General features: G+C 35.7%; 24 protein-coding genes. 14 read left to right on the plus strand and 10 right to left on the minus strand.

Annotated elements, in window-relative coordinates:
- Nucleotides 1-2,055, minus strand: coding sequence for a M13 family metallopeptidase (locus ACZ1JT_RS05180; protein ID WP_465095095.1), 2,055 nt, complete (start codon nt 2,053-2,055; stop codon nt 1-3).
- Nucleotides 2,056-2,257: 202 nt separating this feature from the next.
- Between ACZ1JT_RS05180 and ACZ1JT_RS05185 the strand changes: the two genes are divergently transcribed.
- The 3 genes from ACZ1JT_RS05185 (at nt 2,258) to feoB (ending at nt 5,371) form a co-directional block, all read left to right on the plus strand.
- Nucleotides 2,258-2,935: an SCO family protein gene (locus ACZ1JT_RS05185; protein ID WP_465095096.1), complete on the plus strand. Its 678-nt coding sequence runs from the start codon at nt 2,258-2,260 to the stop codon at nt 2,933-2,935.
- A 93-nt stretch (nt 2,936-3,028) separates the two neighbouring features.
- Entirely contained in the window at nt 3,029-3,265 is a 237-nt protein-coding gene (locus tag ACZ1JT_RS05190; protein ID WP_465095097.1) for a FeoA family protein, read from the plus strand.
- A 3-nt stretch (nt 3,266-3,268) separates the two neighbouring features.
- Nucleotides 3,269-5,371, plus strand: a complete 2,103-nt coding sequence (feoB, locus tag ACZ1JT_RS05195) for a ferrous iron transport protein B (RefSeq protein WP_465095098.1) — start codon at nt 3,269-3,271, stop codon at nt 5,369-5,371.
- Between the two features lie 127 nt (nt 5,372-5,498).
- Here feoB and ACZ1JT_RS05200 read toward each other — a convergent pair whose 3' ends face one another.
- The 3 genes from ACZ1JT_RS05200 to ACZ1JT_RS05210 are packed head-to-tail and all read right to left on the minus strand — an operon-like array spanning nt 5,499 to nt 8,440.
- A complete protein-coding gene (locus ACZ1JT_RS05200) occupies nt 5,499-5,894 on the minus strand; it encodes a hypothetical protein (RefSeq protein WP_465095099.1) in 396 nt (131 codons plus the stop codon).
- Between the two features lie 3 nt (nt 5,895-5,897).
- Entirely contained in the window at nt 5,898-7,781 is a 1,884-nt protein-coding gene (locus ACZ1JT_RS05205) for an Nramp family divalent metal transporter (protein WP_465095100.1), read from the minus strand.
- 2 nt (nt 7,782-7,783) lie between these two features.
- A complete protein-coding gene (locus tag ACZ1JT_RS05210; RefSeq protein ID WP_465095101.1) occupies nt 7,784-8,440 on the minus strand; it encodes a metal-dependent transcriptional regulator in 657 nt (218 codons plus the stop codon).
- Between the two features lie 99 nt (nt 8,441-8,539).
- On the opposite strand from ACZ1JT_RS05210, the gene ACZ1JT_RS05215 reads away from it, so the two are divergent.
- The 6 genes from ACZ1JT_RS05215 (at nt 8,540) to ACZ1JT_RS05240 (ending at nt 14,274) form a co-directional block, all read left to right on the plus strand.
- Nucleotides 8,540-10,792, plus strand: a complete 2,253-nt coding sequence (locus ACZ1JT_RS05215) for a TonB-dependent receptor (protein WP_465095102.1) — start codon at nt 8,540-8,542, stop codon at nt 10,790-10,792.
- On the plus strand, nt 10,792-11,262 hold the full coding sequence (locus ACZ1JT_RS05220; protein WP_465095103.1) for a thioredoxin family protein: 471 nt from the start codon (nt 10,792-10,794) through the stop codon (nt 11,260-11,262). The genes ACZ1JT_RS05215 and ACZ1JT_RS05220 overlap by 1 nt, the downstream gene beginning before the upstream one ends.
- A 68-nt stretch (nt 11,263-11,330) precedes the next feature.
- Nucleotides 11,331-11,741, plus strand: coding sequence for a BrxA/BrxB family bacilliredoxin (locus ACZ1JT_RS05225; RefSeq protein ID WP_465095104.1), 411 nt, complete (start codon nt 11,331-11,333; stop codon nt 11,739-11,741).
- Nucleotides 11,742-11,829: 88 nt separating this feature from the next.
- Entirely contained in the window at nt 11,830-12,564 is a 735-nt protein-coding gene (locus tag ACZ1JT_RS05230; protein ID WP_465095105.1) for a lysophospholipid acyltransferase family protein, read from the plus strand.
- 5 nt (nt 12,565-12,569) lie between these two features.
- A complete protein-coding gene (locus ACZ1JT_RS05235; RefSeq protein ID WP_465095106.1) occupies nt 12,570-13,568 on the plus strand; it encodes an acyl-ACP desaturase in 999 nt (332 codons plus the stop codon).
- Nucleotides 13,569-13,629: 61 nt separating this feature from the next.
- The gene (locus ACZ1JT_RS05240) at nt 13,630-14,274 is read left to right on the plus strand and encodes an HD domain-containing protein (RefSeq protein WP_465095107.1); all 645 of its coding nucleotides are present in this window, start codon (nt 13,630-13,632) and stop codon (nt 14,272-14,274) included.
- A gap of 93 nt (nt 14,275-14,367) precedes the next feature.
- Here the strand turns inward: ACZ1JT_RS05240 and ACZ1JT_RS05245 are convergent, their stop codons facing one another.
- The 6 genes from ACZ1JT_RS05245 to hemH all read right to left on the minus strand — a co-directional run bounded on the left by ACZ1JT_RS05245 (nt 14,368) and on the right by hemH (nt 20,638).
- A complete protein-coding gene (locus ACZ1JT_RS05245; RefSeq protein WP_465095108.1) occupies nt 14,368-15,135 on the minus strand; it encodes a hypothetical protein in 768 nt (255 codons plus the stop codon).
- A gap of 248 nt (nt 15,136-15,383) precedes the next feature.
- Nucleotides 15,384-16,727 carry an NADP-specific glutamate dehydrogenase gene (gene gdhA / locus ACZ1JT_RS05250; protein ID WP_465095109.1) on the minus strand — a complete coding sequence of 448 codons (1,344 nt, stop codon included), beginning with the start codon at nt 16,725-16,727 and terminating at the stop codon, nt 15,384-15,386.
- A 73-nt stretch (nt 16,728-16,800) separates the two neighbouring features.
- Nucleotides 16,801-17,583 (minus strand): enoyl-CoA hydratase/isomerase family protein, encoded by a 783-nt coding sequence (locus ACZ1JT_RS05255; RefSeq protein WP_465095110.1) that lies wholly within the window; start codon nt 17,581-17,583, stop codon nt 16,801-16,803.
- A 5-nt stretch (nt 17,584-17,588) separates the two neighbouring features.
- Nucleotides 17,589-19,061, minus strand: coding sequence for an ATP-binding protein (locus ACZ1JT_RS05260; protein ID WP_465095111.1), 1,473 nt, complete (start codon nt 19,059-19,061; stop codon nt 17,589-17,591).
- Nucleotides 19,062-19,619 carry a CopD family protein gene (locus ACZ1JT_RS05265; protein ID WP_465095112.1) on the minus strand — a complete coding sequence of 186 codons (558 nt, stop codon included), beginning with the start codon at nt 19,617-19,619 and terminating at the stop codon, nt 19,062-19,064. It lies immediately after the preceding gene.
- Between the two features lie 2 nt (nt 19,620-19,621).
- Entirely contained in the window at nt 19,622-20,638 is a 1,017-nt protein-coding gene (hemH, locus tag ACZ1JT_RS05270; RefSeq protein WP_465095113.1) for a ferrochelatase, read from the minus strand.
- Nucleotides 20,639-20,998: 360 nt separating this feature from the next.
- Here hemH and ACZ1JT_RS05275 point away from each other — a divergent pair, with 360 nt between their 5' ends.
- The 5 genes from ACZ1JT_RS05275 (at nt 20,999) to ACZ1JT_RS05295 (ending at nt 25,128) form a co-directional block, all read left to right on the plus strand.
- Nucleotides 20,999-21,751: a hypothetical protein gene (locus ACZ1JT_RS05275; RefSeq protein ID WP_465095114.1), complete on the plus strand. Its 753-nt coding sequence runs from the start codon at nt 20,999-21,001 to the stop codon at nt 21,749-21,751.
- Nucleotides 21,752-21,762: 11 nt separating this feature from the next.
- Entirely contained in the window at nt 21,763-22,521 is a 759-nt protein-coding gene (locus tag ACZ1JT_RS05280; protein ID WP_465095115.1) for a hypothetical protein, read from the plus strand.
- Nucleotides 22,522-22,532: 11 nt separating this feature from the next.
- Nucleotides 22,533-23,348: a hypothetical protein gene (locus tag ACZ1JT_RS05285; protein WP_465095116.1), complete on the plus strand. Its 816-nt coding sequence runs from the start codon at nt 22,533-22,535 to the stop codon at nt 23,346-23,348.
- A 249-nt stretch (nt 23,349-23,597) separates the two neighbouring features.
- Nucleotides 23,598-24,347, plus strand: coding sequence for a hypothetical protein (locus ACZ1JT_RS05290; protein ID WP_465095117.1), 750 nt, complete (start codon nt 23,598-23,600; stop codon nt 24,345-24,347).
- A 13-nt stretch (nt 24,348-24,360) separates the two neighbouring features.
- Nucleotides 24,361-25,128, plus strand: a complete 768-nt coding sequence (locus tag ACZ1JT_RS05295; RefSeq protein ID WP_465095118.1) for a hypothetical protein — start codon at nt 24,361-24,363, stop codon at nt 25,126-25,128.
- Nucleotides 25,129-25,132: the final 4 nt, after the last annotated feature.

Raw genomic sequence — 25,132 nt, forward strand, 5'->3', positions numbered from 1 at the left:
TTACCAAATTTTCACTCGGTTTTCCGGTTTAACATATAATTTTTGTCCTTCCTTAATATCAAAAGCCTGATAAAAAGCTTCTACATTTTGCAAAGGAACAAAAGCTCTATACATTCCTGGAGAATGCGGATCGGTTTTTACCTGATTTTTAATAGCCTCATCTCTCATTTTCGAACGCCAAATTGTAGCCCAAGAAATGAAGAAACGTTGTTCTGGAGTATAACCATCAATAGCACCTGGATTACCTTTTTTCTTCAAGGCCAATTGTAAACCATCATAAGCAGCATTAACACCCCCTAAGTCACCAATGTTTTCTCCTAATGTAAATTTACCATCAACAAAAGTGCCTGGTAATGGTTCTAATGCACTATACTGAGCCGCAAGAGCACCACCTAAACCTGTAAATTGTTTTAAATCGTCATCGGTCCACCAGTTAATTAAATTTCCATCGGCATTGTAACGAGCTCCAGAATCATCAAACCCATGAGAAATTTCATGTCCGATTACGGCTCCAATTCCGCCATAGTTAACAGCATCATCTGCTTTATAATCATAAAATGGTGGTTGTAAAATAGCCGCTGGGAACACAATCTCGTTATACGAAGGGTTGTAATATGCGTTAACCGTTTGTGGCGACATACCCCAACGTGTTTTATCAACCGGTTTCTTTAAGTCGGCAATATTTTCTTCAAAGCCCCAACGAGAAACATTTTTCATGTTCTCATAATATGACCCACCTTGTTCTTTCGATTTGATTACCAACTTCGAATAGTCTTTCCATTTATCAGGATAACCAATTTTCACAGTCGATTTTCGTAATTTTTCGATAGCTCCTAAACGTGTAGCTGGAGTCATCCATGGTAAGTTATTGATTCTGTTTTCAAAAGCCAAAAATACGTTTTCGATCATTTCCTTCGCTTTCGCTTTCGCTTCAGCAGGGAATTTTTTCTCAACATATAATTTTCCTAAAGCTTCACCTACAGTACCATTTACTACTTGAAGCGCACGCTCTTCACGCGGACGTTGTTTTAAAGCACCTGTTAATGTTTTACTGTAAAACTCCCAGTTTGCAGTTTCAATATCGGTTGTTAGTACACCTGTTGATTTGTTGATTAACGTCCAACGCATGTATGCTTTCCAATCGTCAACTTTATTGGCTTTGAAAATTTCTTCCAAAGCTGTCATATATTTAGGTTGCGAAACAATAAGCGAATCGATTTTTCCAATACCTACACCTTCCATAAAACCATTCCAATTAACTGATGGCGTTAGTTTTTGCAAATCGGCAATTGTCATTGGATTGTATGTTTTTCTACGATCGCGACGTTCAACGCGGTCTAATCTTGGGCGTGCCATTTCGGTTTCTAAAGCCAAAACCTTTTCAGCCTGAATTTTAGCATCAGCTGGTTTAATACCTAAGAACTGAAGCATACGAGCAACGTGCAATACATATTTTTCACGCTTCTCTTTTGAATCTTTATCATCAGAAACATAGTAATCTCTATCTGGCAAACCTAAGCTTCCTAAACCTAAATATACTACGTTGCGATTACTGTTTTTAGCATCGGCACCAATACCAACTCCATAAAAACCTAAACCGCCTTGAGGTTCCATTTCGATAAGTAATTTATTTACATCGGCAATGGTTTTAATCGCATTAATTTTAGCCAAATACGGTTTTAATGGCGTAATTCCGAGTTTGTTTCTCGAAATTGTATCCATATACGTTTTATATACACTAACTGCTTTCGCTTGATCAGATTTTGGATCAAGATTTTTATTAGCGGCTGCCTCTTTCAAAATAGCAAGCGCATCTCTATCAGTGTTCTGACGCAATTCATCAAAACTTCCCCAGCGAGTTTTATCGGCAGGAATATCAGTTTTATCAAACCATGTTCCATTTACATAACGGAAAAAATCGTCGCCAGGACGAACCGATTTATCCATCAAGTTCAAGTCGATTCCGGGGTTTTTAGGTTTTTCTTGCGCTGTTGTTTCCAAAGAAAACAATGAAAAAACAGCCAACGAACCTGCAACTACAGCATTTTTCTTCATAATTATTATTTTCGTTTTTTGTTTGGGGTGATACTTTATTATTAACCCGTTGATGTTCAAATAAGTATTTATCAAATCGTATTTGTTACACCGTTGAAGCCAAATTTATAAATTCTAGCTTTGATTCAATCAATTTTAACATATTGCCTCAAAATAGGTTTGCAGTTTCTAGTGTACACATTGTACCTTTGCAAAAAAAATTATGCGCGCTTTTTTTAAAAAATATATTCCTTTTTTTATTGTTTTAGGCATACTTTCGGTGATTATTATTGCTTTGTTTTATTCGGCTTTAAAACCTAAAAAAACACTTCCCATTTATACCCCTTCCATGGTAAACCCAGAGTTGGTTGACTCTACCATTCAGCACATAGCTAATAAAAACCAACATAAAATTGCCGACTTTTCCTTTGTTAATCAAAACGGAAAAATCATCACACAAAAAGACTATGAAGGAAAAATTTATGTGGCCGATTTTTTCTTCACCAGCTGCCAAAGCATTTGTCCTAAAATGACAAACAATATGAGTTGGCTTCAAGAGCAAATAAAAGATTACCCCAACGTAATGCTGCTTTCTCATTCGGTTACACCAGATATTGATAGCGTTCCTGTTCTAAAAAAATATGCTATTGAAAAAGGCGTGTTAGACCGCAAATGGAACTTGGTTACTGGTGACAAAAAAGAAATTTATTATCTCGCTAGAAAATCGTATTTAGCTGTAAAAACAGGTAGCCCTTATGAATTATATGATATGGTTCATACTGAAAATTTTGTTTTGGTAGATCCACAACGCAGAGTGCGTGGTTTTTACGATGGAACCAAAAAAGAAGATGTCGAGAGGTTATTAGAAGACATTCTGTTTTTAATGGAAAGTCAAAAATAAAATTCTCTTAAAAATGCTGTAAAATTGATTTTTATCATCTTTTACAAAGGATTAATCGCTATTTTTGTAATCTAAATTCAATCTAAATAAAGTTTGGCTCTTACATTAGCTCAATTACAACGCGGACAAAAAGCAATCATTCAAGATTTTAACGTAGATGAGATTCCGTTAAAGCTTCTGGAAATGGGATGTTTGCCCGGCAACGAAGTGGAACTGCTTCAAACAGCTCCCTTTGGTGATCCGTTATATATTAATGTTAACGATAGCCATGTTGCCATTCGATTGGAAACAGCAAAAGAGATTCGTATTGAAATCATAAGTACTATTTAATTTATGACACACAATACGATAAAAGTAGCTTTAATTGGAAATCCAAACGTTGGAAAGACTTCTGTTTTTAACGAGTTAACCGGATTAAATCAACAGGTTGGAAACTATCCCGGCATTACCGTTGAAAAAAAAATAGGCTTTGCCAAATTATCAGAATACACGAGAGCCACCATTCTTGATTTACCCGGAACCTACAGTTTAAATGCCAGTTCCATGGATGAAAGTGTGGTCATTGAACTGTTAATGAATAAAAACGACAAAGAGTTTCCAGATGTTGCTGTTGTGGTTTCGGAAGTTGAAAATTTAAAACGAAACCTACTATTATTTACCCAGATTAAAGATTTAGAAATTCCTACTATTTTGGTTATCAACATGAGCGACCGAATGGATGCGAAAGGAATTACGCTAGACATTCCCTTTTTGGAAAAACAATTAAAAACGAAAATTGCCTTAGTAAGTTCCCGAAAAAAAACTGGGATTACCGAGTTGAAAAAACTCATTATTAATTATAAAGAACTACCAACCGAACCTTGCTTAAATGCCTCAAGTATTGATCCTGAATATTTCAATAATTTAAGACGGGCTTTCCCAAATCAGCTTTTATACAAATTATGGTTGGTTATCACGCAAGATGTAAACTTTGCAAACCTACATCGGAAAAAAGTTGAAGAAAATTCGTTTGCCAAACCCAAAGTCGAACTCAAAAAACTACAACAAAAAGAAACCATTAAGCGCTATCAGTTTATCAATGATACCTTAAAAGTTGGATACAAAGTAGATAAAGAGAAAGCAACCGATATTCGAGCAAAACTGGATCGCGTTTTAACCCATAAAATATTTGGGTACTTGATTTTCTTCGGAATTTTATTATTGATTTTTCAATCGATTTTTGATTGGTCTAGCATACCTATGGAGTTTATTGACAGTAGTTTTGCATCCTTAAGCTCGTATGCCAAATTGCATTTGCCTCCAGGGATTTTAACCGATCTTGTTGCTGAAGGTATCATTCCGGGTCTAGGGGGTATTGTTATTTTTATTCCGCAAATTGCCTTTTTATTTTTATTTATTTCGGTACTAGAAGAAAGTGGCTACATGAGTCGTGTTGTGTTCTTAATGGATAAAATCATGCGTCGCTTTGGATTAAGTGGTAAAAGTGTGGTTCCTTTAATTTCTGGAACCGCCTGTGCTATACCCGCAATTATGGCTGCCCGAAATATTGAAAACTGGAAAGAACGACTAATTACCATACTTGTTACTCCTTTTACTACCTGTTCGGCACGTTTGCCTGTTTATGCCATTTTAATTTCACTAATTATCCCTAACCGAAGAATAGCAGGACTATTTAATCTGCAAGGATTGACCCTGATGTTTTTATACATGCTTGGTTTCGGTATGGCTATATTTTCGGCTTATATTTTAAATAAAATTTTAAAAATACAGTCACGTTCGTACTTCGTGGTTGAAATGCCGAGTTACAAAGTGCCTATGTTTAAAAACGTAGCCATTAATGTAATAGAAAAGACCAAATCGTTTGTTTTTGGTGCCGGAAAAATAATTTTAGCACTATCAATAATTTTATGGTTTTTAGGTTCACACGGTCCTAATGATACCTTTCACAAAGCCGAACAAATTGTAGATACTCAAATACAAAATCATTCCATTTCTGGAGAAAAAGAAGATTTAGTTGCCTCTTATAAATTGGAAAACTCGTATATCGGAATAATTGGAAAAAGCATTGAACCCGTTATTAAACCTTTGGGTTACGACTGGAAAATTGGAATTGCAGTAGTGAGTTCGTTCGCAGCACGTGAAGTTTTTGTTGGAACATTAGCCACAATATATAGTGTTGGAAGTCATGCTGAAGAAGAAACGACCATTAAACACAAAATGGCCGCAGAAGTGCATCCGGTAACTGGAGAAAAAGTCTTCAATTTTGCAACCGGTATTTCCCTATTGTTGTTTTATGCTTTTGCCATGCAGTGTATTTCAACATTAGCCATTACCAAAAAAGAAACCAATTCATGGAAATGGCCGATAATTCAGCTTACCTTTATGAGTGGTTTGGCCTATACGGTTTGTTTAATAGTATATCAGATTTTAAAATAATGCTGCCTTTTCAAGAAATATTCGCCTATATACTACTGGCAATTGCCATTGTATTTCTCTGGAAAAAATTCTTTGGAAAAAAGAAAAAAAACAAAAACTGCGGCAATAATGGCGATTGCGGTTGCCATTAATATTTTAGCACCAATTTATAATTTTCGGGCTCCAATACTTGTCCGTCTTTAGGATACGGAAAAACCTCAATACCTTTCAGTTTGTCTTCATTTTTAGGAAGATGTTTTGTAAACCACTCTTTTACTGTTTCCGCAGATTTTGCATTTAACGTAAATTCGGTTTGTTCTATCAATGTTTTATTTTCATAAGCAGCAACTTCAATGGTTACTTCGCCAGCCCAAACACATTGAGTGCCTTCCGGACAACGCGAATCGCTAACAACTCTAACCAAAACAATTTCTTTACTTGATTTGGCATCGAGTTTTTGATCAATTTCATTCTTATTGGTTGAAGAAGAAGCGCAACTGAACAACAAGAAAGAAAAACAAAATAAAACAAATCCTTTTTTCATCACTTAATTTTTAACGATTAACAACGGAATACTTATACTATGACGAACTGCATCAACAGTTGTACCAAACAATAAATCTTTAAACCAATTGTGCCCATGAGCTCCTAAAATCAGAATGTCGAAATTTCCAGAATTTACAATTTTCGCAATACTCTTTTTCGGACTACCAAAGTCTAATTTAATGCTTACAAGATACCCTTTACTTTCTAATAATGCTTGATAATCTTTTAAATAATTAGCATCACTGGACGTTTCAAAATCCTGAATTTCTGATCCATAAACCATTGCTCCTACCGATTCTACCACATGAATTAAAGTGTAATTGGCTTCTTTTCCTCCTAATTGCAAGGCACTTTCTATACTTTTTTGATCGGTTTTGGAGAAATCTAACGCTATGGCAATCTCTTTATATACGATTGGCTTTTCAGACTCTTTAACTATTATTTCTTTAATGTGTGGAACCAATGTTGGGTTTACAATAGTTTTATCAAGCAGCGGTTTTATTACAATATACAACAACAATAAAGCCGAAGCTACGGCTAATGGCACTACAAACAACCATATATAAATTGGATGATTGGAAGTAGCAATCCAACCTTCAATTTCATCATAAACCAATCGGGCATTAAGAGAGACAATAATTAAAGCTACTACCCACGACGCTATTTTAGTATAAGTCCCAATAGCAAATCCTTTCATTTTAGTATTATCGCTCACAAAATGGATCAACGGTATTACGGCAAAACCAAGTTGCAAACTTAAAATAACCTGACTCAATATTAATAGTTTACCCGTGGCTTGTTCTCCAAAATAAACAATAGCCAAAAACGCTGGAACAATAGCAATTAAACGGGTAATAATACGTCGGACCCAAGGCTGAATACGTAAATTCAAATACCCTTCCATTACAATTTGACCCGCTAAGGTTCCAGTAATTGTAGAACTCTGACCCGCAGCCAACAAAGCCAAAGCGAATAATATAGAAGCCCATTTCGTACCTAATAAAGGTGTCAATAAATGATGTGCATCTTGAATTTCGGCCACTTCGAACATACCGTTTTTATAAAATGTTGCAGCGGCTAAAATCAATATTGCAGCATTCACAAAAAATGCGAGATTAAGTGCAATTAACGAATCGAAAAAGTTATACCGAATTGCCTGCTTAATACCCTTCAAGGAGCGGTCGAATTTACGGGTTTGAACCAACGACGAATGCAGATACAAATTATGCGGCATTACGGTAGCACCAATAATTCCAATAGCAATATATAAGGCTGTACTATTTGGTATTGATGGAATTAATCCTCCTGCAATTTGTGTCATTTCTGGTTGGGCCAAAAACATTTCTATTAAAAAAGAAACACCAATAATAGCAATTAATGCAATAATAAAGGCTTCCATTTTTTTGATGCCTTTATTCAATAAAAACAACAATAAAAAAGTATCCAACATGGTTATGCTTACACCCCATAATAACGGAATATCGAAAAGCAATTGTAAACCAATAGCCATTCCTAAAACCTCAGCCAAATCACAAGCGGCAATGGCAATTTCTGCTAAAAAATACAACACAAAATTCACCGGTCTCGAATACGTATCTCGTGAAGCTTGGGCTAAATCCCTTTGACGAACAATTCCGAGTCGTGCGCTTAAACTCTGCAACAACAACGCCATAATGTTCGACATTAAAAGCACCCAAATTAACGTATAGCCAAATTGACTTCCTCCGGCTAAATCGGTTGCCCAATTGCCCGGATCCATATAACCAACGCTAACCATATAGGCTGGACCAAAAAAAGCCAAGATGCGTTTCCAAACCGATGTGTTCTGGACAATGTTTACCGATTCGTGAACCTCCTCTAAGGAATTTGTGTTTTTTGTTGTCATGATTATGCCTGACGTTTAACGTATAAATTAACCGCAATTTTGTTTGAAATAAGTATGGCCTTCCCATTTACTTCGATTGTTAATGACATATCGAAACTTTCTTTAGCCAAAACTTTTATTACCGAACCTAATGCGATTTGTTGTTTGTCTAAATATTGTAGAAACGTAGCCGATGAATCTTTAACCCCAACACATATACCGGTTTGTAAAATATCCAATTCAGAAAGTAATTGTTTTTCAATTTTAACAATATTACCGTTCTTGTCCGGAATTGGATCGCCATGTGGGTCTTCGGTTGGAAAACCTAAAAATGCATCCAATTTGTTAATCAGTTTTTCCGATTTAATGTGCTCTAGTTCTTCGGCCACATCATGCACTTCATCCCAAGAAAAATCGAGCTTATCTACTAAAAAAACTTCCCAAAGCCTATGTTTTCTAACAATCATTTTCGCAGCAAGCAATCCATTTTCAGTTAAAACCACACCCTGATACTTCTGATAAACTACTAAGTTTTTATCGGCTAATTTTTTAACCATGTCTGTTACCGACGATGCTTTACTCTCAATTAATGCTGCAATAGCATTTGTACTTACTCCTTGCTTTTGAGACAGAGAAAGATGATAGATTGCCTTAAGATAATTTTCTTCTGAATATGTCATTTCAAATTTTTTCCTTACCAAAAATACAATTTTTTTTGATTGAAAATAATTTTTTAGATTTGTCTAAATTTTTATTTAATTATAATCTAAAATATTATTGTGAAAAAACTAATTTTTCTGTTTGTATTCATTTTTACATTATCGGCTTTTTCACAAAGTTCCATTAGTGGCGTGGTAACTTCCAATGGCTATCCGCTAGAATATGCCACCGTTATTCTAACTAAAACCCAAATAACCACCGTTACCGATAGTATTGGACAATATCGATTGGAAAAAATTCCAAGTGGTAACTATGAATTAAAGGTTTCATTTACGGGTTTAAAAACAAGTTTTAAAAAAATTACAGTAACCGATTCCACCGCATTAGAACTCGATTTCGATTTAAAATCCAACAACACGCTAGACGAAGTCGTTATAACCGGCACCTTAAAGCCGGTAAATCGCTTAGAAAGCCCTGTTCCCGTTGAAGTGTATAAACCTTCTTTCTTTAAAAAAAACCCAACAGCCAATATTTTTGAAGCTTTGCAAAACGTTAATGGTGTGCGTCCACAATTAAATTGTAATGTTTGCAATACAGGCGACATTCATATTAACGGTCTTGAAGGTCCTTATACGCTAGTTTTAATTGACGGAATGCCTATTGTTAGTGGATTATCGACTGTTTACGGGCTCTCCGGCATACCCAATTCGTTATTGGAGCGCATTGAAGTTGTTAAAGGACCTGCATCATCATTATATGGGAGTGAAGCCGTAGGTGGCCTTATAAACATCATTACTAAAAATCCAAAAAATGCTCCGTTAGTTGCCGTCGATGTATTTTCAAATAGTTGGGGGGAAACCAATGCTGATTTAGGATTTAAAGGAAATCTTGGTACAACAGCATCGGTATTAACCGGAGTTAATTACTTCAAATATGGTAATCCAATTGACAACAATCATGATAATTTTACCGATGTTACCCTTCAAGACCGGATTTCAATTTTTCAAAAATGGAATTTGAATCGAAAATCCAATAAACTTTTTTCCATGGCTGGCCGTTTTTTTTATGAAGATCGTTGGGGTGGTGAAATGCAATGGGAGAAAAAATACAGAGGTGGAAATGAAGTATATGGCGAAAGTATTTACACCAAACGCTATGAATTGTTAGGTTCGTATGAACTTCCCGTTTCAGAAAAAATGCTATTTACTTTTTCCTATACCGATCACGATCAGAATTCTGTTTATGGCGCTATTCCTTATTTAGCGCAACAAAAAATTGGCTTTTCGCAACTTACCTTAGATAAAAAAATTAGAACTCACGACATTCTAATAGGCACTGCGGTTCGCTATCAATTTTATAACGACAATACCCCTGCTACAACTACCGCAGACAAAAGTTCGATTACCAGTTTATTTGTTCAAGACGAATTGCATATCTCCAAAAAACACAATTTACTAATCGGTTTGCGGTATGATTACAACAACCGACATGGAAATATTTTTACGCCTCGTTTAGCACACAAATGGAAGATAAATGATAATACCATTTTTCGATTTAATGCGGGAACAGGTTTTAGGGTTGTTAATTTGTTTACCGAAGAACATGCCGCGTTAACCGGTTCTCGAAAAGTTGAAGTTTTAGAAGACTTGCAACCGGAGCGTTCTTACAACGCAAATCTGAATTTCTTAAAAAAATTATATACGAAGAATGGAAATCTCATTGGAATTGAAACGACCATTTGGCACACGTATTTTACCAATTCAATTATTCCGGATTATGATACCGACCCTAATAAAATCATCTATAAAAATTTAGATGGCCATTCGATTACCCAAGGAGTTAGTATGAATTTGGATGCAGTGTTTCAAAACGGATTAAAAATAATTGTGGGCGCTACATATATGGATGTTACCAAAACCGAAAATAACAGAACAACCCGACAACTACTGACTGAAAAATTTACAGGCACCTGGGCAGTATCCTACCGCATAAAAAAATGGTTTTTGGATATCGATTATACCGGTAACGTCTACGGGCCAATGCGACTTCCTGTTTTAGGTGCTTTAGACCCTAGGAAAAATTATTCGCCTGTTTGGAGCATTCAGAATATTCAATTTACTTGCAACAAACTAAAAGGCTTCGAATTTTATGCAGGAATAAAAAATTTATTAAATTGGACTCCAAACAAAGGAAATCCTTTTATCATTGCTCGAGCAAATGATCCTTTTGACGAGAATGTACAATATAATCCCGATAGCAGCGTTATGGCTACACCAAACAACCCATACGCATTAACATTTGACCCGGGTTATGTGTACGGACCAAATCAAGGAATCCGGAGTTTTTTAGGAATTCGTTATACTTTAAAATAATGATCAAAAAGCTGTTAATCGTATTGTTTTTCTTTTGCACATTCAACGGAATAGCGCAACTGAAAACCTATACCTTTACGGAAGCTGAAAAACTAGAAACGCAAAACCCGAAACCTATTTTTGTATTTGTCCATACCTCGTGGTGTAAATACTGCAAAATGATGGAAAACACTACCTTTAAAAATCAGGAAGTAGTACAACTATTAAACGAAAATTTCTATTTTGTTTCTTTAGATGCCGAACAAAAAACGCCCATTACCTTTAAAAACAAAACATTCAAATTTAAACCCAAAGGAAATAATTTAGGCGTTAACGAATTGGCAGAAGAAATTGGCACCATAGATGGTAGTTTAACCTATCCTACTTTTACCATCTTAAACAACTCCAACACCATTGTGTTACAAATTGCCGAATTTACCGATGCAAAAACCCTAATTGGAATACTTAAAGACGCTGTTCATTTTCATTAACATCATTCTAACAGAAATTCCGATTTTACTTTGTAAATTTGCAACACAACAATTTAGAAATAATAATTATGTATCCAGAAGAAATGGTAAAACCAATGCGTGCTGAATTATCAGAAGCAGGTTTTCAAGAATTATATAGTGCAGAAGCTGTAGAAACGGCTTTAGCTAAAGAAGGAACCACATTGGTGGTAGTGAACTCAGTTTGTGGTTGTGCTGCAAGAAATGCACGCCCAGGTGCAAAAATGAGCTTAGACGGTGGTAAAAAACCAGACAATTTGATTACTGTTTTTGCCGGTGTAGACAAAGAAGCCGTAGACGCTGCTCGTCAACACATGTTTCCATTCCCTCCTTCATCACCAAGTATGGCTTTATTCAAAAATGGAGAGTTGGTTCACATGCTAGAACGTCATCATATTGAAGGAAGACCTGCAGAATTAATTGCAGAAAATCTGAAAGATGCTTACAACGAATTTTGCTAGTGTTTACTATGCTTGCATACTATAAAACCACTGATTTTCTGGTGGTTTTTTTATTTTATACCCTTATATTTGCCATTATTTTTTAACAATGCAAAAAATTATTTCATATCCCCTATCTATCGTTTACTACTTGGCATTCGGAATGTGCTTGTTGGTATTTCATCCGATTCAATGGATTTGCTTTAATTTATTCGGATATCAAGCCCACAAAAAAAGTGTCGATTATTTGAATTTTTGCCTCACAAAATGCACCAACATACTAGGCACAACGTATAAGGTAAAAAATATAGATTTAATTCCTAAAGATGCTCCAATCATATTTGTAGCCAACCACCAGAGTTTGTATGATATTGTTGGAATTATCTGGTATTTACGAAGATTTCACCCTAAATTTGTAAGTAAGAAAGAATTAGGAAAAGGAATTCCAAGTGTATCCTACAATTTACGCCATGGCGGTTCCGTTTTAATTGACAGAAAAGACCCAAAACAGGCCTTACCGGTTATTAAAAGTTTGGGAGACTATATAGAAAAACACCATCGTTCTGCCGTAATTTTCCCGGAAGGAACAAGAAGCAAAACGGGTGTTCCAAAACGTTTTTCGGAAAACGGCTTGAAGATTTTATGCAAATATGCCCCTTCAGCTTATGTTGTTCCGATTTCAATAAGCAACTCATGGAAAATGGTTCGTTACGGACAATTTCCAATGGGATTAGGTAACAAATTACAATTCACCATTCACGAACCTATAGCAATAAAAGATTTTTCATTCCCAGAATTGATGGAGAAAACAGAAAATGCAGTAGTACAAGGAATAAAAAATTAAAGATTATGTCAATACAAAATGTGCGTCTGGAAGTGATGCAGTTTTTAGAAAAAAATATCGATAGTTTCGTAGAAAACTATTTGATTCCAGTTGAAAAAATATGGCAACCAAGCGACCTATTACCTAATTCTGAAAAGGAAACTTTTTTAGAAGACGTAACCGAATTGCGCGAAATTGCCAAAGATTTACCATATGATTTTTGGGTAGTTTTAGTAGGCGATACCATAACCGAAGAAGCTTTACCAACTTACGAAACTTGGCTAATGGACGTAGAAGGCGTATCCCAAAAAGGTGGCCAAGGCGACAATGGTTGGGCAAAATGGCTTCGTCATTGGACGGGTGAAGAAAACCGTCATGGTGATTTGCTAAACAAATACTTGTATTTATCTGGCCGTGTAAACATGCGTGAAATGGAAATCACAACCCAACATTTAATTAATGATGGTTTTGATCCAGGAACCGATCGTGATCCGTATAAAAATTTCGTGTTTACCAGTTTCCAAGAGCTGGCCACATATGTTTCGCACAATCGTGTAGCCCAAATGGCAAAAAAATTTGGCGACCATAAGTTATCTAAAATATGTCGTTTAATTGCGGGAGACGAAATGCGTCATCACCACGCTTATTCAGAATTTGTTGATCGCATTTTTAAAGTTGACCCAAGTGAAATGATGTTGGCTTTTCAATATATGATGAAACAAAAAATCACAATGCCTGCTCATTTAATTCGGGAGTCTGGAGAGAGTATTGGAACAGCTTTCGAAAAATTCTCAGAATCAGCACAACGAATCGGTGTATATACTTCAATGGACTATGTTGAAATTTTACAAAAACTAATTGCTCGTTGGGAAATTGAAAAAATTGGCAACCTAACCGATGAAGCCGAAAAAGCTCGTGATTATCTGACAAAATTACCAGAACGTATGACAAGAATTGCCGAACGTATGGTAGTCCCTGCAGAAGAAAAGCTTTTCAAATGGGTACAACCCGCTTTAGTGAAATAATTTTTTAAAGAAAATAACTAAAAATCCTTTCCGAATCGAAAGGATTTTTTAATTGGATGCTATGACATTAATTGACAAGACAATTCTCTTCGTAAAACAACAACTGGAAAATGCCGAAGGAGGCCACGATTGGTTTCACATAGAACGAGTATACAAAAACGCTATGCTAATTGCACAAGGAGAAGACTGTGATTTAACGGTTGTAAAGCTGGGCGCCCTATTGCATGATATCGCCGACAGTAAATTCCACAACGGCGATGAAGAAATCGGACCGAAAACCGCTCGAAAATTTTTAGAAGAGCAAAACGCATCCGAGGAAGTTATCACTCATGTCATTCAAATTATTAAGAACATTTCATTTAAGGGAGGAAATTTCGCAAAACACTTTTCCTCAAAAGAACTTGAAATTGTTCAGGATGCAGACCGATTGGATGCTCTTGGCGCCATTGGTATTGCACGAACTTTTAATTATGGAGGTTTTAAAAACAGGGCATTATACAATCCTGAAATTCAACCGGTTTTAAACATGAGTAAGGAAGAATATAAAAATTCGGAAGCACCAACCATAAATCACTTCTACGAAAAGCTATTGTTGCTTAAAGACAAAATGAATACCGAAACCGGAAAACAAATTGCCGAAAAACGTCATGCGTACATGGAAGGTTTCTTAGCACAATTTTACGCCGAATGGGATGGAGAGAAGTAGTTGGAATTACTTGCAGTTTTGAGTTAGCCTTATATAATGTTCATTTTCAAAGAAATATTAATCCAATATTTGTTTAACCAGTACTTTTGCTCTTTACAGAAACTTCCTTTTTTGAATTAGGTGCTCTTTGCCCTCCACTATCCAATATTTTTTTACCCACAAATTATCCCTATTGTATACATACCTATATTTTTCATTTTCATAGAGATGTCTACCTCCAACAATATAGATTGGATATGTTGATTCAGGAATGGAACTTCGTTGCACTTCAATCAAATTATTGGAGCTATCGTATTTAAATTTATTTATCTCTGTTATATATTTATTTTCAATTTTTGAGAAAATTTTTTCAATTATTATGTTTCCGTTGTCATCATAAACCAACTCCGTTCTATACCCATTCAACGAATCAATTGCTGTTTTATCTGATTCGATTGTTTGAGGCAAATTTTGACTATTAAAATTTGAAAAATATTTTTTAACAAATATTTTATTTTCGACTAACTGTCCCTTATCATTGTATAAATACGAATAGCTAATAGTATCATTAGATTTACCTGTAGAACCTCTAAATTTTACAATTTCAAAATCTAAATCATTATTTTTATCGTAATGATAATCAACTTTATAAGTCGGTTTATTATTATAATATGTCATCACTGTGCGTATCTTTCCATTTTCTAATGAAATTTTTCTAGATATACCTGATTTTCTTCTGACATCATAATAATCAATAATTTCTACAGTTTTGTATTTAATAAGTTGTTGACTATCTTCAAGTGTTATATTCTGACTGTTTTTTAGCTGTTGACCAAAAAAATGACTTGAGAAAAGAAGAAAATTAATTAGTAAATATTTCATATAATAGAGGAATTCATTCTCAATTGTTTAAATAACATTCAACTTGTCGATATTTACATATAACTTATTCAAAACACAAATACATATCTGCAATATCAAACAACAAACATACCTATAAAACACTACGTATACAATCACCAAATTAGGTGATTTTAAATACTCTTCGCACTTAATTTCAAAATAAAACGGGCATCAAACCGATACCCGTTATTTTATTTCATTGACAATGTGATTATCAACTGTAACGACTAAACCACCCCTTGTGCCAACATTGCATCGGCTACTTTTACGAAACCGGCAATATTAGCGCCTTTTACGTAATCTACATAGCCGTGAGCATCTGCCCCATATTTTACACACGATTCGTGAATATCCCACATGATTTTTTTCAAACGCTCATCTACCTCTTCACGAGACCAACTCAAGCGTAACGAATTCTGAGACATCTCTAAACCAGAAGTAGCAACTCCACCAGCATTCGATGCTTTCCCAGGAGCAAACAATATTTTTGTTTTATGGAATACCTCAACGGCCTCTGGTGTACATGGCATGTTAGCTCCTTCGGCAACACAAATACAACCATTATCGGTTAGTTTTTTGGCATCATCCCCGTTTAATTCGTTTTGAGTTGCACACGGTAATGCAATATCGCACTTAACTTCCCAAGGTGTTTTTCCGGCAACAAACTTAGCCGACGGGTATTTTTTTGCATATTCGCTAATTCGCCCGTATTGAACATTTTTTAAGTCCATTATGAAAGCCAATTTTTCGGCATCTATTCCAGCTTCGTCATAAATATATCCAGAAGAATCTGAAAGCGTTACCACTTTCCCTCCTAACTGAAGCACTTTTTCGGCAGCATATTGTGCCACGTTACCCGAACCGGAAACCACTACTGTTTTTCCAGAGATAGCATCACCACGCATGTGCAACATGTTTTGAGCAAAATACACACAACCATAGCCTGTAGCTTCAGGGCGGATTAACGATCCACCATGTGAAATTCCTTTACCCGTTAAAACACCTGTAAACTCGTTGCGCAATTTTTTAAACTGTCCGAACATATAGCCAACTTCGCGACCTCCAACACCAATATCACCTGCAGGCACATCGGTATCGGCACCAATATGACGTGACAACTCCGTCATAAAGGTTTGGCAAAAACGCATAATTTCATTATCTGATTTCCCTTTAGGGTCAAAATCCGAACCTCCTTTTCCTCCACCCATTGGCAAAGTTGTCAAACTGTTTTTGAATACTTGTTCGAAAGCCAAGAATTTAAGAATACTTAAATTAACTGAAGGGTGAAAACGCAATCCGCCTTTATATGGCCCAATGGCTGAGTTCATTTGAATACGGAAACCGCGATTAATTTGTGTATGACCTTTGTCGTCTACCCAAGCCACACGAAAAATAATAACCCTTTCCGGTTCAACCATGCGCTCTAGCAACATTTTATTTTTATACTTTTCGTTGTGTTCAATAAAAGGAATTACCGTCTCGGCTACTTCTTGAACTGCTTGAATAAATTCTGGTTCGTTTGGATTTTTTTTAGCTACTGCTTCAATGAAATTAGCTACATTTTTTGTCATAATCTATTGTTGTTTATTCGGTTAGTTTTATAAATGTACAAAAAAAGCGAACCAAAATTGGTTCGCTTTAAATTTATTCTCCAGGAAAAACTGCTTTTCTTTTTTCTAAAAAGGCAGTTGTACCTTCTTTAAAATCCGCTGTTCCGAAACACTCGCCAAAGGCTTTAATTTCCGATTCAAAACCATTTGTTCCGTCAATATAATTGTCGTTAATCACTTTGATTGCCTTTGCAATAGCAACGCTAGAATTTTTAAGAATTTTTCCGGCAATACCTTCTGTAAAACTCAACAATTCGGCCTGAGGAACCACATAATTAACCAGCCCAAACTGTAATGCAGTTGGAGCATCCACCATACTGGCAGTCATTATCATTTCCATGGCACGTCCTTTGCCTACTAATTGCGGCAAACGTTGTGTACCTCCATACCCAGGAATAACCCCTAGTGTAACTTCAGGAAGTCCCATTTTGGCATTATCGGAAGCTATTCTAAAATGAGCAGCCATAGCCAACTCCAAACCACCACCTAAAGCAAAACCATTTACAGCAGCAATAACCGGTTTTTTTAAATTTTGCACGAAATCAAACAACAACTCTTGGCCTTTTGCGGCTAATTGTTTTCCTTCACCAACCGAAAAATCGGCAAATTCTGAGATGTCAGCTCCCGCAACAAAAGCTTTATCACCACTGCCGGTAATAATAATTACTTTGGTTGTTTTGTCGGCTTCTTCAGCTTCAAATGCGTTATGTAATTCCTGTATTGTTGCTTTATTTAAAGCATTCAATTTTGTTGGACGGTTAATGGTAATTATAGAAATTCCGTCTTTTTTTTCAATTAAAATGTTCTCGTAGTTCATCTGTATTACGTATTTATAATGGGAAGGGTTACGGTAAATGTAGCACCTTCGCCCAATTCACTTTCAAAATCTATAGTGCCGTGGTAACTTTCCACGATGTTTTTAATAATCCCCAAACCAAGACCCATGCCGCTTGTTTTGGTGGTAAACTTAGGTTCGAAAATACGGTTTTTATTTTCAATAGCGATGCCTTTTCCGTTGTCTTTTACGATTATTTTTGCGGTTCCTTCCTCACGAATAACACGAACCACAACTAATGGATTAACTTCGGTTTCCGGTATTGCTTGGATGGCATTTTTTACAAGATTGGTAATAATACGAATCAACTGTGTTCGATCTATTTTGGTAATGATTTCTTCTTCGTTGGTTTCAAACTGAATGTAATCTTCCGTAAAAATATCTAGAGCCAATTGTACTACATATACAATGTTTAAAGTTTCGTTTTGTTGTGCCGGTAATGACGCAAAATTAGAAAAAGCCGATGCCACCGAACTCATGGTATCAATTTGTTGAATGAGTGTTTTAGAATAATCATCCATTTTTTGTTTCACATTAGGGTCTTCAGGGTCAAACTTTCGTTGGAAACTCTGAACTGTCAAACGCATGGGTGTTAGCGGATTTTTAATTTCGTGAGCCACTTGCTTTGCCATTTCACGCCAAGCTTGTTCTCGTTCACTTTGCGCTAACAACACGGCACTCTCTTCCAATTTATCTACCATGGCATTGTATGCAGAAATTAAGGAGTTAATCTCTTTACTGGTAGATTCTAACTGAATTTTTTCATTTTTTTTATAGAATTGAGTCTGCTTTAATTTGTCGCTAATAGTTTGTAATGACTTGGTAATATAACTCGATAAGAAATATGCAATAACAAACGAAATTAAAAGCATGAACGCATATACTTGTCCAAAGCGCATTAAAAAGTTTTTAACCTCATTCTCATAAAAACTAGTTTCTTCTACATACGGAAGGTTAATGATTCCTAGCGGCTTGAATTTGGTATCTTTTAAATAACTGTAAGACGAACGGTATTTCTGACCCTCCACTGTTTGTAAATCCACAAAACGTTTACTGGGTGTAGACTGTATTATTTTTAAAATGATAGGCGAAATTGGTTTTGCTATTTTATCGACTGTAAAAGAACCTTTAGACGAAATAAGCAATTGCCCTTTTAAATCGTAGATGTTAATTTCTAAACTATGGATGTTCGCCAATTCATAGATTTTATCTTTAAAAATTAGCGGAAGATTCTCGGTTGTTAGTGGATAAGTAGTTGTAGAAAGTATGTAATTAATATGCTCAGTAATGGCATCTTCCTTACGTTCCAACCTATCCTGATGATAGTCACGGGCTTCTTTTCGGAATTGATAAATAGAAACTGCTGCAATTAAAACTGACGCAACTAAAGTTAGAAAAATCATCGAAAGAAAAATTCTCAATCGAAGTGACAGTTGCGTTATTTTAAATGAATCCGGCATTTAGGTTTCGTTTTTCTCTCGTATTTTTTTATAAAATCGGTAGCCCAACATCAGTAAAATCGAAAATAAAAAAATTCCGATTACACCATATATCCAATTGAAAGCGTCTTTCAATATAACCAAAAAAACCACGGCAAATAAAATTAGGGTTGCTCCTTCATTCCACAATCTAAAAAAAGCAGAAGTATGTTTTACCTGGTTGTTTTGCAGTTGCTTAAAAATTTGATGGCATTTAAGATGATATAAATATAGTAAAAAGACGAAGCCTAATTTCACATGCATCCATGGCATTTTCAACCATGCGTTGCCTAAACTTGTTCCAAACAACATCCAAAACGCGAAAATGCTTGCTAAAATAGCGCTGGGCCAAGTAATTATATACCATAACCGATACGCCATAAGTTGGTATTGTTTGATTAAAATACTTTGTTCCGGTTCCGGTTTTTGAGTAGCTTCTGCATGGTAAACAAACAAACGGACAATATAGAACAAGCCCGCAAACCAGGTAATTACAAAAATTAAATGAAGTGATTTTATGTAATTGTAAAATTCGTCCATGGTTATTTAGCTACCCATTCGTTAATCCATTTTGCCAAAGTATCCATCCAAGCATCATCGTCGTTCAAACATGGAATGGCTAAAAAGTTTTCCCCTCCGTGCGCTTTAAACTGATGATCGGCTTCCATGGCTATTTCCTCTAGGGTTTCCAAACAATCGGCTACAAACGCAGGTGTTACAACCGCTAAGTTTTTAATTCCTTTTTCCGGCATTTTGTTGATTTCAATATCGGTATAGGGTTCTAACCACTTATCGCCTGCCAAACGCGATTGGAATGTTTCACTGTATTTTTCCTTAGGAATTCCTAACAAGGCCACCACTTGTCTTGTAGTTTCAAAACACTGATGACGGTAGCAAAACTCATGTGCCGGAGAATCGGTTACACAACAACTCCCGTTGATTTTGCAATGCGATTTTGTCACATCGGTTTTACGAATATGGCGCTCAGGAATTCCATGATAGGAAAACAACAAATGATCGTATTCAAAACCACTTAAATGCTTTTTGATAGAATCGGCTAAATTTTGAATATATTCTTTCTTATTGTAAAACGCCGGTACCGTGGTAAACGACATTTCAGGAAAATGTTTTTTTCGCAATTCTTCAGCAAGAACCAATATGGTTGTAGTTGAAGCCATAGCGTGTTGTGGGTACAATGGAAAAAGCATTACTTCGGTTACGCCTTGGTTCTGCAACTCTTGCAATCCCGAAAGAATATTAGGTTTACCGTAACGCATTGCCAATGCAACTGGAACACTAACTCTTTGCTTGACTTTTTCGTGTGTTTTTTTGGAAATTACTATTAAAGGAGATCCTTCTTCTGTCCAGATTCGTTTATAAGCATTCGATGAATTTTCAGGACGCTTTCTTAAAATTATTCCTCGAACTAAAAATGCTCTTAATAAATACGGAACATCAATTACATATTTATCCATTAAAAATTCATCCAAATATGGCTTGACATCCTTTGGTTCTGGACTTTCAGGCGAACCCAGATTAACCAGTAAAACTCCCTTCATTTTATTTTTTTTTCAAAGGTAATACAATTATTCAGATTTATATTTTGATTTGGAACTTCCAAAATCCAAATTTATGCATCTCAACGAAAATACACGCCGTTTTATAGATTTCTCATCAAAAGTTACACATCGTTAAATTATTCTTCGATAAATTTAAATCAAGATTAAAAAAGTTCAACAAAAAATAATATTCTTTACGGGTTACAAATTAAGAATATTGTTGTCGTTGTGTTTTTTTAATCGTCTTTTACCAAAAACAATAATGTCTGTTTTAAAAACACTTTGTGTTTGTTGAAAAATTATTGTGCGGTAATTGTGGCTAATACGTAACAAAATTTTTAACGATTAAAAGCAAAGTGTATGAGAAACATTTACACAATCTTCGCGACCACGCTGTGCTTTACCCTACATGCCCAAACAGGAGCTGTAGGCATTGGAACAGCAAACCCTCAACAAAAACTTCATTTAGATGCTACTGTTGGAACACTTCGTGTTGAAAGTCTGAACAAAGACTACAACATATACAACGGAGGGAACAATGAACCGACAGCTACTTATCCTTTATATGTAGATAGCAATGGTTTTCTAACTTTAAAACTTGAAACTTTAATGAACAGTAATGGAAGTGACGCCATCAATAGCGCTACTATTCCGCAGTCTACTATTAAACTTATTCCAGGTGATGCAGACGGAAAAATTGAATCCACTTTTTTTACTTATACTATCACTGTGCCTCGTGCGGCCATTTTAGAAGTAAAATACAGTTTAAGTTTTGAAGTATATCAAACCGACACCCCTTCATTAACCATGATAAAAGATGGAGGTGCACGTCGTGTGACAACCTTTTATACAGTAGATAGTAATCCAAGACGCTACGGTCAGTCGTCCAGAAGTTACCTCAACAAAAACATCAACAATCCATTACCTTTTCTTTCTACCGATCGAATTGGAGCTGTTGGGCAACTTTATACTTCCAATACAACTTATGTTCAATTATCCCCAGGTACTCACACCTTATATTTTAATGCTGAAGTTTCTTCGGGACTACCTGCTCAAGCCACTTTTGTAAAATTGGCTGTTGATACCGATTCTGTTTTTATGAGACTATACTAAAACCAAACGCTATGAAAAAAAATCTACTTCTACTTATTCTTCCTTTTTATATGTATGCGCAAGTGGGAATTGGAACCTCACAGCCCTTAGCCGATTTGCATGTGGCTGGTAACAATTCCACCATACGTATTCAAAGTTTAGACACTACAAATAGTCATGGCTATAACGATGGTGTTAAACCAGCTCCTGCCTACGTTAATGCAGATGGCGATATCACAATAACACCATCTGTTGTAAATGGACTTGGCCCTAACGGCAGTATTGCTCCAATTAATTTTCTTTTAACTCAATACAATTTTATACCCGATGGCCCAACAAATAAAGGCGTTATTGTTAATAATTCTTTATTAACCACAGCTGCATCTGGGTTATTGGCAAAAGTTAATTTTTCTTCACCTAATGCAGCACTTATTGAAGTTAAATATTCCATTTCCACATTATTATCAAAAACCGACTTAAATATTGCGCTTACTCCATTAGACGATATTTCTTCTCGTGTTTATAAAATATATTTCTGCATTGATATTAATAATGACGGATTAGATGCTGCCGAATTATCTAGAAAATATGGTCTTAACGCACAATGCTATACCTCAGACAATCAAGGTATTTTAGGCTACTCATATACCAATGGTCATGGGTATACAACCATTCCCGCAGGAGATCATTCATTACATTTTTTTGCTGAAATTATAGATGGGGCCAGCAAATTCACCAGTATTGGATTTGGTGGAAAAGAAGATCAATTACGAATCAGAATTTACAACTAAAATCAACTCTTATGAAAATAAATTACCTAACCTTAATTCTATTTCCAATTGTTGTAACAGCACAAGTAGGAATAAAAACAAATCACCCACAACAAGGTCTTCATGTTGCTGGAGCAACCTCAACTGTTAAAGTTGATGGCTTGAGTTATCCAAATAATGTAAATAATTTAGGCCCCGGAAGTGTAAGTCGCGTTTTTGTCAATGCTAATGGCGATCTTGTATTAGGTGCAGCACAAAACAACATAGAAGTTCTTTTCGACTCTGAAAATTACTTGAATGATAGCAGTACTCCTAGTATAAACCTAATCACGCAACACGGCTATGGTGACGGATTTACTTATGCTGGTGTACCGAGAGATATTCCAAATTCCACCTTTACTTTAACACGTCCGGCAATCGTGGAAATAAACTATTCTGTTTCCTGGCGAATTGAAAAAAACCTTAGTACCAAAGTTGGTGATGGATATGCAAGAGCCGTGCAGACTTTGCTATATTTCAGAAAAGGCAATTATACCGGACCAGTTGTTACTACCGATTTAAACGGAAATTTAATTGGCGGAGCATTTGAAATTGATGGCGCAACTTCAACCATTGGTGGTGGTTTAGGAATAATGGGACAATACTATACCAATAATGATACAACATTTGGCGAAATTGAAAATTTTCACAACTCTGGATCTGACTATGTCTATTTACCTGCAGGCACCTATTGCCCGATGTTTTCAGCACAATTAGCCGTTTCCGATGCGAGTAGTTCTGGAGCAATGAAAATGTATCTTGGAACAGGATATGACGAAGTTCAGATTATAGCCCATTATTACAATTAACATTGTGTTTTTTTTCTTAATAAAAAGCGCTTTTTAACGAATTGTTAATAATATTTGTTTTCTGATTTTTTTTAACATTAACAAAGTGTTAACTTTTTCTTACAGCAGTTGCTTTTAATCGATTTTTTATGCCTTTTATAGATACTTTTTAAGAAAATCTTAAGAAATAGATAAACATTTCTTATTTTAAGCCCGTAATTAAACGTATCTTATTCATTAATAAGCTACTAGAAAATAAATACGGTCTATATGATAAAACATTACTTGATTTTACTCTTATCGTTTATTTCACTACAGCTGATGGGGCAAAATGTGGGAATAGACACTTCTAATCCACAGCAGAAATTACACATTGCTTCTCCAACCGGAACTATTCGTGTTGAAGGTCTAAACAATCCAAACAATTCATACAATGGAGGGGGCGTAGATCAAACCTATCCATTATATGTAGATAGCAATGGAGACATGACCCTTAAAACCACAGCGTATAACAACAGTAACGGTGGTGATGCATTCTCAACAGCTGCGATTAATGGTTCCGTATCTATCATACCCGTTGTACAAGCTGACGATGGATATGAAGTTGTGGAAATTACTTCTTTCAATTTTAACATCACTCGTAATACTATATTAGAGGTAAAGTATTCTTTGAGTATAGAGGTGTTTCAAGACAACCTTCTAACTATAATAAAAGATGCGTATGCTAGAAACATAACCAATTTCTTTACCATAGACACGCCTACCTTATTGGCTACTACAAGAAGATATGCTGCCAGTTCTAAATGCTATTTTAATAGAAATGATATAGCAACAAATCCTGCCGCGTTACCTGATGCTGCCACAGGATTTATTTATAATAGCGGAACTACCTATATTCCATTAACACCAGGAGCTCATACACTTCGTTTTTATGGAACAGCTTGCTCTGGAACAAACAATAGAGCAACTTATGTTAGGTTTGCTGGTGGTCCAGATGCTATATTCCTACGTTTATATTAAAAGAAATAGATTCATGAAAAAACATATCACATATATATTACTCTTAGCAGGTAGTTTTTCGTATTCACAAGTAGGAATTGGTACCGCTAATCCTCAACAAGATTTACATGTTGCAGGAACCACTTCAACCATTCGTATTGAGAGCTTAAATAGCATCAATCAACCTACTTTAAATGACGGAACAAAACTGGCTCCTGTTTACGTTAAACCTAATGGAGATTTAACTTTAAACCCTCCAGGATTTACAACTGGTGGTGGCGCAGGAACTAATGCCCCAATCAATTTCTTAATTAGTATTCCTAACTTTATCCCTAACGGGCCTTATGGAGACGGAACTGTAGTTGAAAATCCTGTTGGTGTTACCAACGCTACTGCTCAAATTGTTTCGGTTCCTTTCAGTAGTCCGCAAGACGCTCTTATTGAAGTTCGTTATGCTATGACAATCGATTTATCCGATCAATTTTTACCTGCACCAGCTGCATCCACATTCAACGATGTATCTGCTCGTGCTGTTCGTTGTTATTTTTATATCGATTTAAACAGTGATGGACTAGATGCTACTGAATTATCTAAAGTATATGGGTTGCACGGAGAAGCTTATACTTCGTATGCACAAGGTTCTGTTGGATACGCATTCATCCATGGTGTTGGATATGGTAGTATTCCTGCAGGAAACCACTCATTAGTATTTTTTGGGGAAACTTCCGATGGAAACAACAGGGATACTTATGTTGGATTTGGCGGATCATCCGATTATTTAAAAATTCGTATTTACAACTAGAGCA

The sequence above is a fragment of the Flavobacterium sp. IC2-16 genome, from assembly GCF_055521455.1.

Bases quoted from the DNA above. Each gene is read 5' to 3' on its own strand.
- ACZ1JT_RS05235 (WP_465095106.1), top strand. From the start codon at position 12,570: ATGTCAATACAAAATGTGCGTCTGGAAGTGATGCAGTTTTTAGAAAAA.
- hemH (WP_465095113.1), bottom strand. From the start codon at position 20,638: ATGAAGGGAGTTTTACTGGTTAATCTGGGTTCGCCTGAAAGTCCAGAA.
- feoB (WP_465095098.1), top strand. From the start codon at position 3,269: ATGACACACAATACGATAAAAGTAGCTTTAATTGGAAATCCAAACGTT.
- ACZ1JT_RS05290 (WP_465095117.1), top strand. From the start codon at position 23,598: ATGATAAAACATTACTTGATTTTACTCTTATCGTTTATTTCACTACAG.
- ACZ1JT_RS05280 (WP_465095115.1), top strand. From the start codon at position 21,763: ATGAAAAAAAATCTACTTCTACTTATTCTTCCTTTTTATATGTATGCG.
- gdhA (WP_465095109.1), bottom strand. From the start codon at position 16,727: ATGACAAAAAATGTAGCTAATTTCATTGAAGCAGTAGCTAAAAAAAAT.
- ACZ1JT_RS05220 (WP_465095103.1), top strand. From the start codon at position 10,792: ATGATCAAAAAGCTGTTAATCGTATTGTTTTTCTTTTGCACATTCAAC.
- ACZ1JT_RS05180 (WP_465095095.1), bottom strand. From the start codon at position 2,055: ATGAAGAAAAATGCTGTAGTTGCAGGTTCGTTGGCTGTTTTTTCATTG.
- ACZ1JT_RS05295 (WP_465095118.1), top strand. From the start codon at position 24,361: ATGAAAAAACATATCACATATATATTACTCTTAGCAGGTAGTTTTTCG.
- ACZ1JT_RS05265 (WP_465095112.1), bottom strand. From the start codon at position 19,619: ATGGACGAATTTTACAATTACATAAAATCACTTCATTTAATTTTTGTA.
- ACZ1JT_RS05260 (WP_465095111.1), bottom strand. From the start codon at position 19,061: ATGCCGGATTCATTTAAAATAACGCAACTGTCACTTCGATTGAGAATT.
- ACZ1JT_RS05245 (WP_465095108.1), bottom strand. From the start codon at position 15,135: ATGAAATATTTACTAATTAATTTTCTTCTTTTCTCAAGTCATTTTTTT.
- ACZ1JT_RS05200 (WP_465095099.1), bottom strand. From the start codon at position 5,894: ATGAAAAAAGGATTTGTTTTATTTTGTTTTTCTTTCTTGTTGTTCAGT.
- ACZ1JT_RS05230 (WP_465095105.1), top strand. From the start codon at position 11,830: ATGCAAAAAATTATTTCATATCCCCTATCTATCGTTTACTACTTGGCA.
- ACZ1JT_RS05210 (WP_465095101.1), bottom strand. From the start codon at position 8,440: ATGACATATTCAGAAGAAAATTATCTTAAGGCAATCTATCATCTTTCT.
- ACZ1JT_RS05285 (WP_465095116.1), top strand. From the start codon at position 22,533: ATGAAAATAAATTACCTAACCTTAATTCTATTTCCAATTGTTGTAACA.
- ACZ1JT_RS05225 (WP_465095104.1), top strand. From the start codon at position 11,331: ATGTATCCAGAAGAAATGGTAAAACCAATGCGTGCTGAATTATCAGAA.
- ACZ1JT_RS05255 (WP_465095110.1), bottom strand. From the start codon at position 17,583: ATGAACTACGAGAACATTTTAATTGAAAAAAAAGACGGAATTTCTATA.
- ACZ1JT_RS05275 (WP_465095114.1), top strand. From the start codon at position 20,999: ATGAGAAACATTTACACAATCTTCGCGACCACGCTGTGCTTTACCCTA.
- ACZ1JT_RS05185 (WP_465095096.1), top strand. From the start codon at position 2,258: ATGCGCGCTTTTTTTAAAAAATATATTCCTTTTTTTATTGTTTTAGGC.
- ACZ1JT_RS05240 (WP_465095107.1), top strand. From the start codon at position 13,630: ATGACATTAATTGACAAGACAATTCTCTTCGTAAAACAACAACTGGAA.
- ACZ1JT_RS05205 (WP_465095100.1), bottom strand. From the start codon at position 7,781: ATGACAACAAAAAACACAAATTCCTTAGAGGAGGTTCACGAATCGGTA.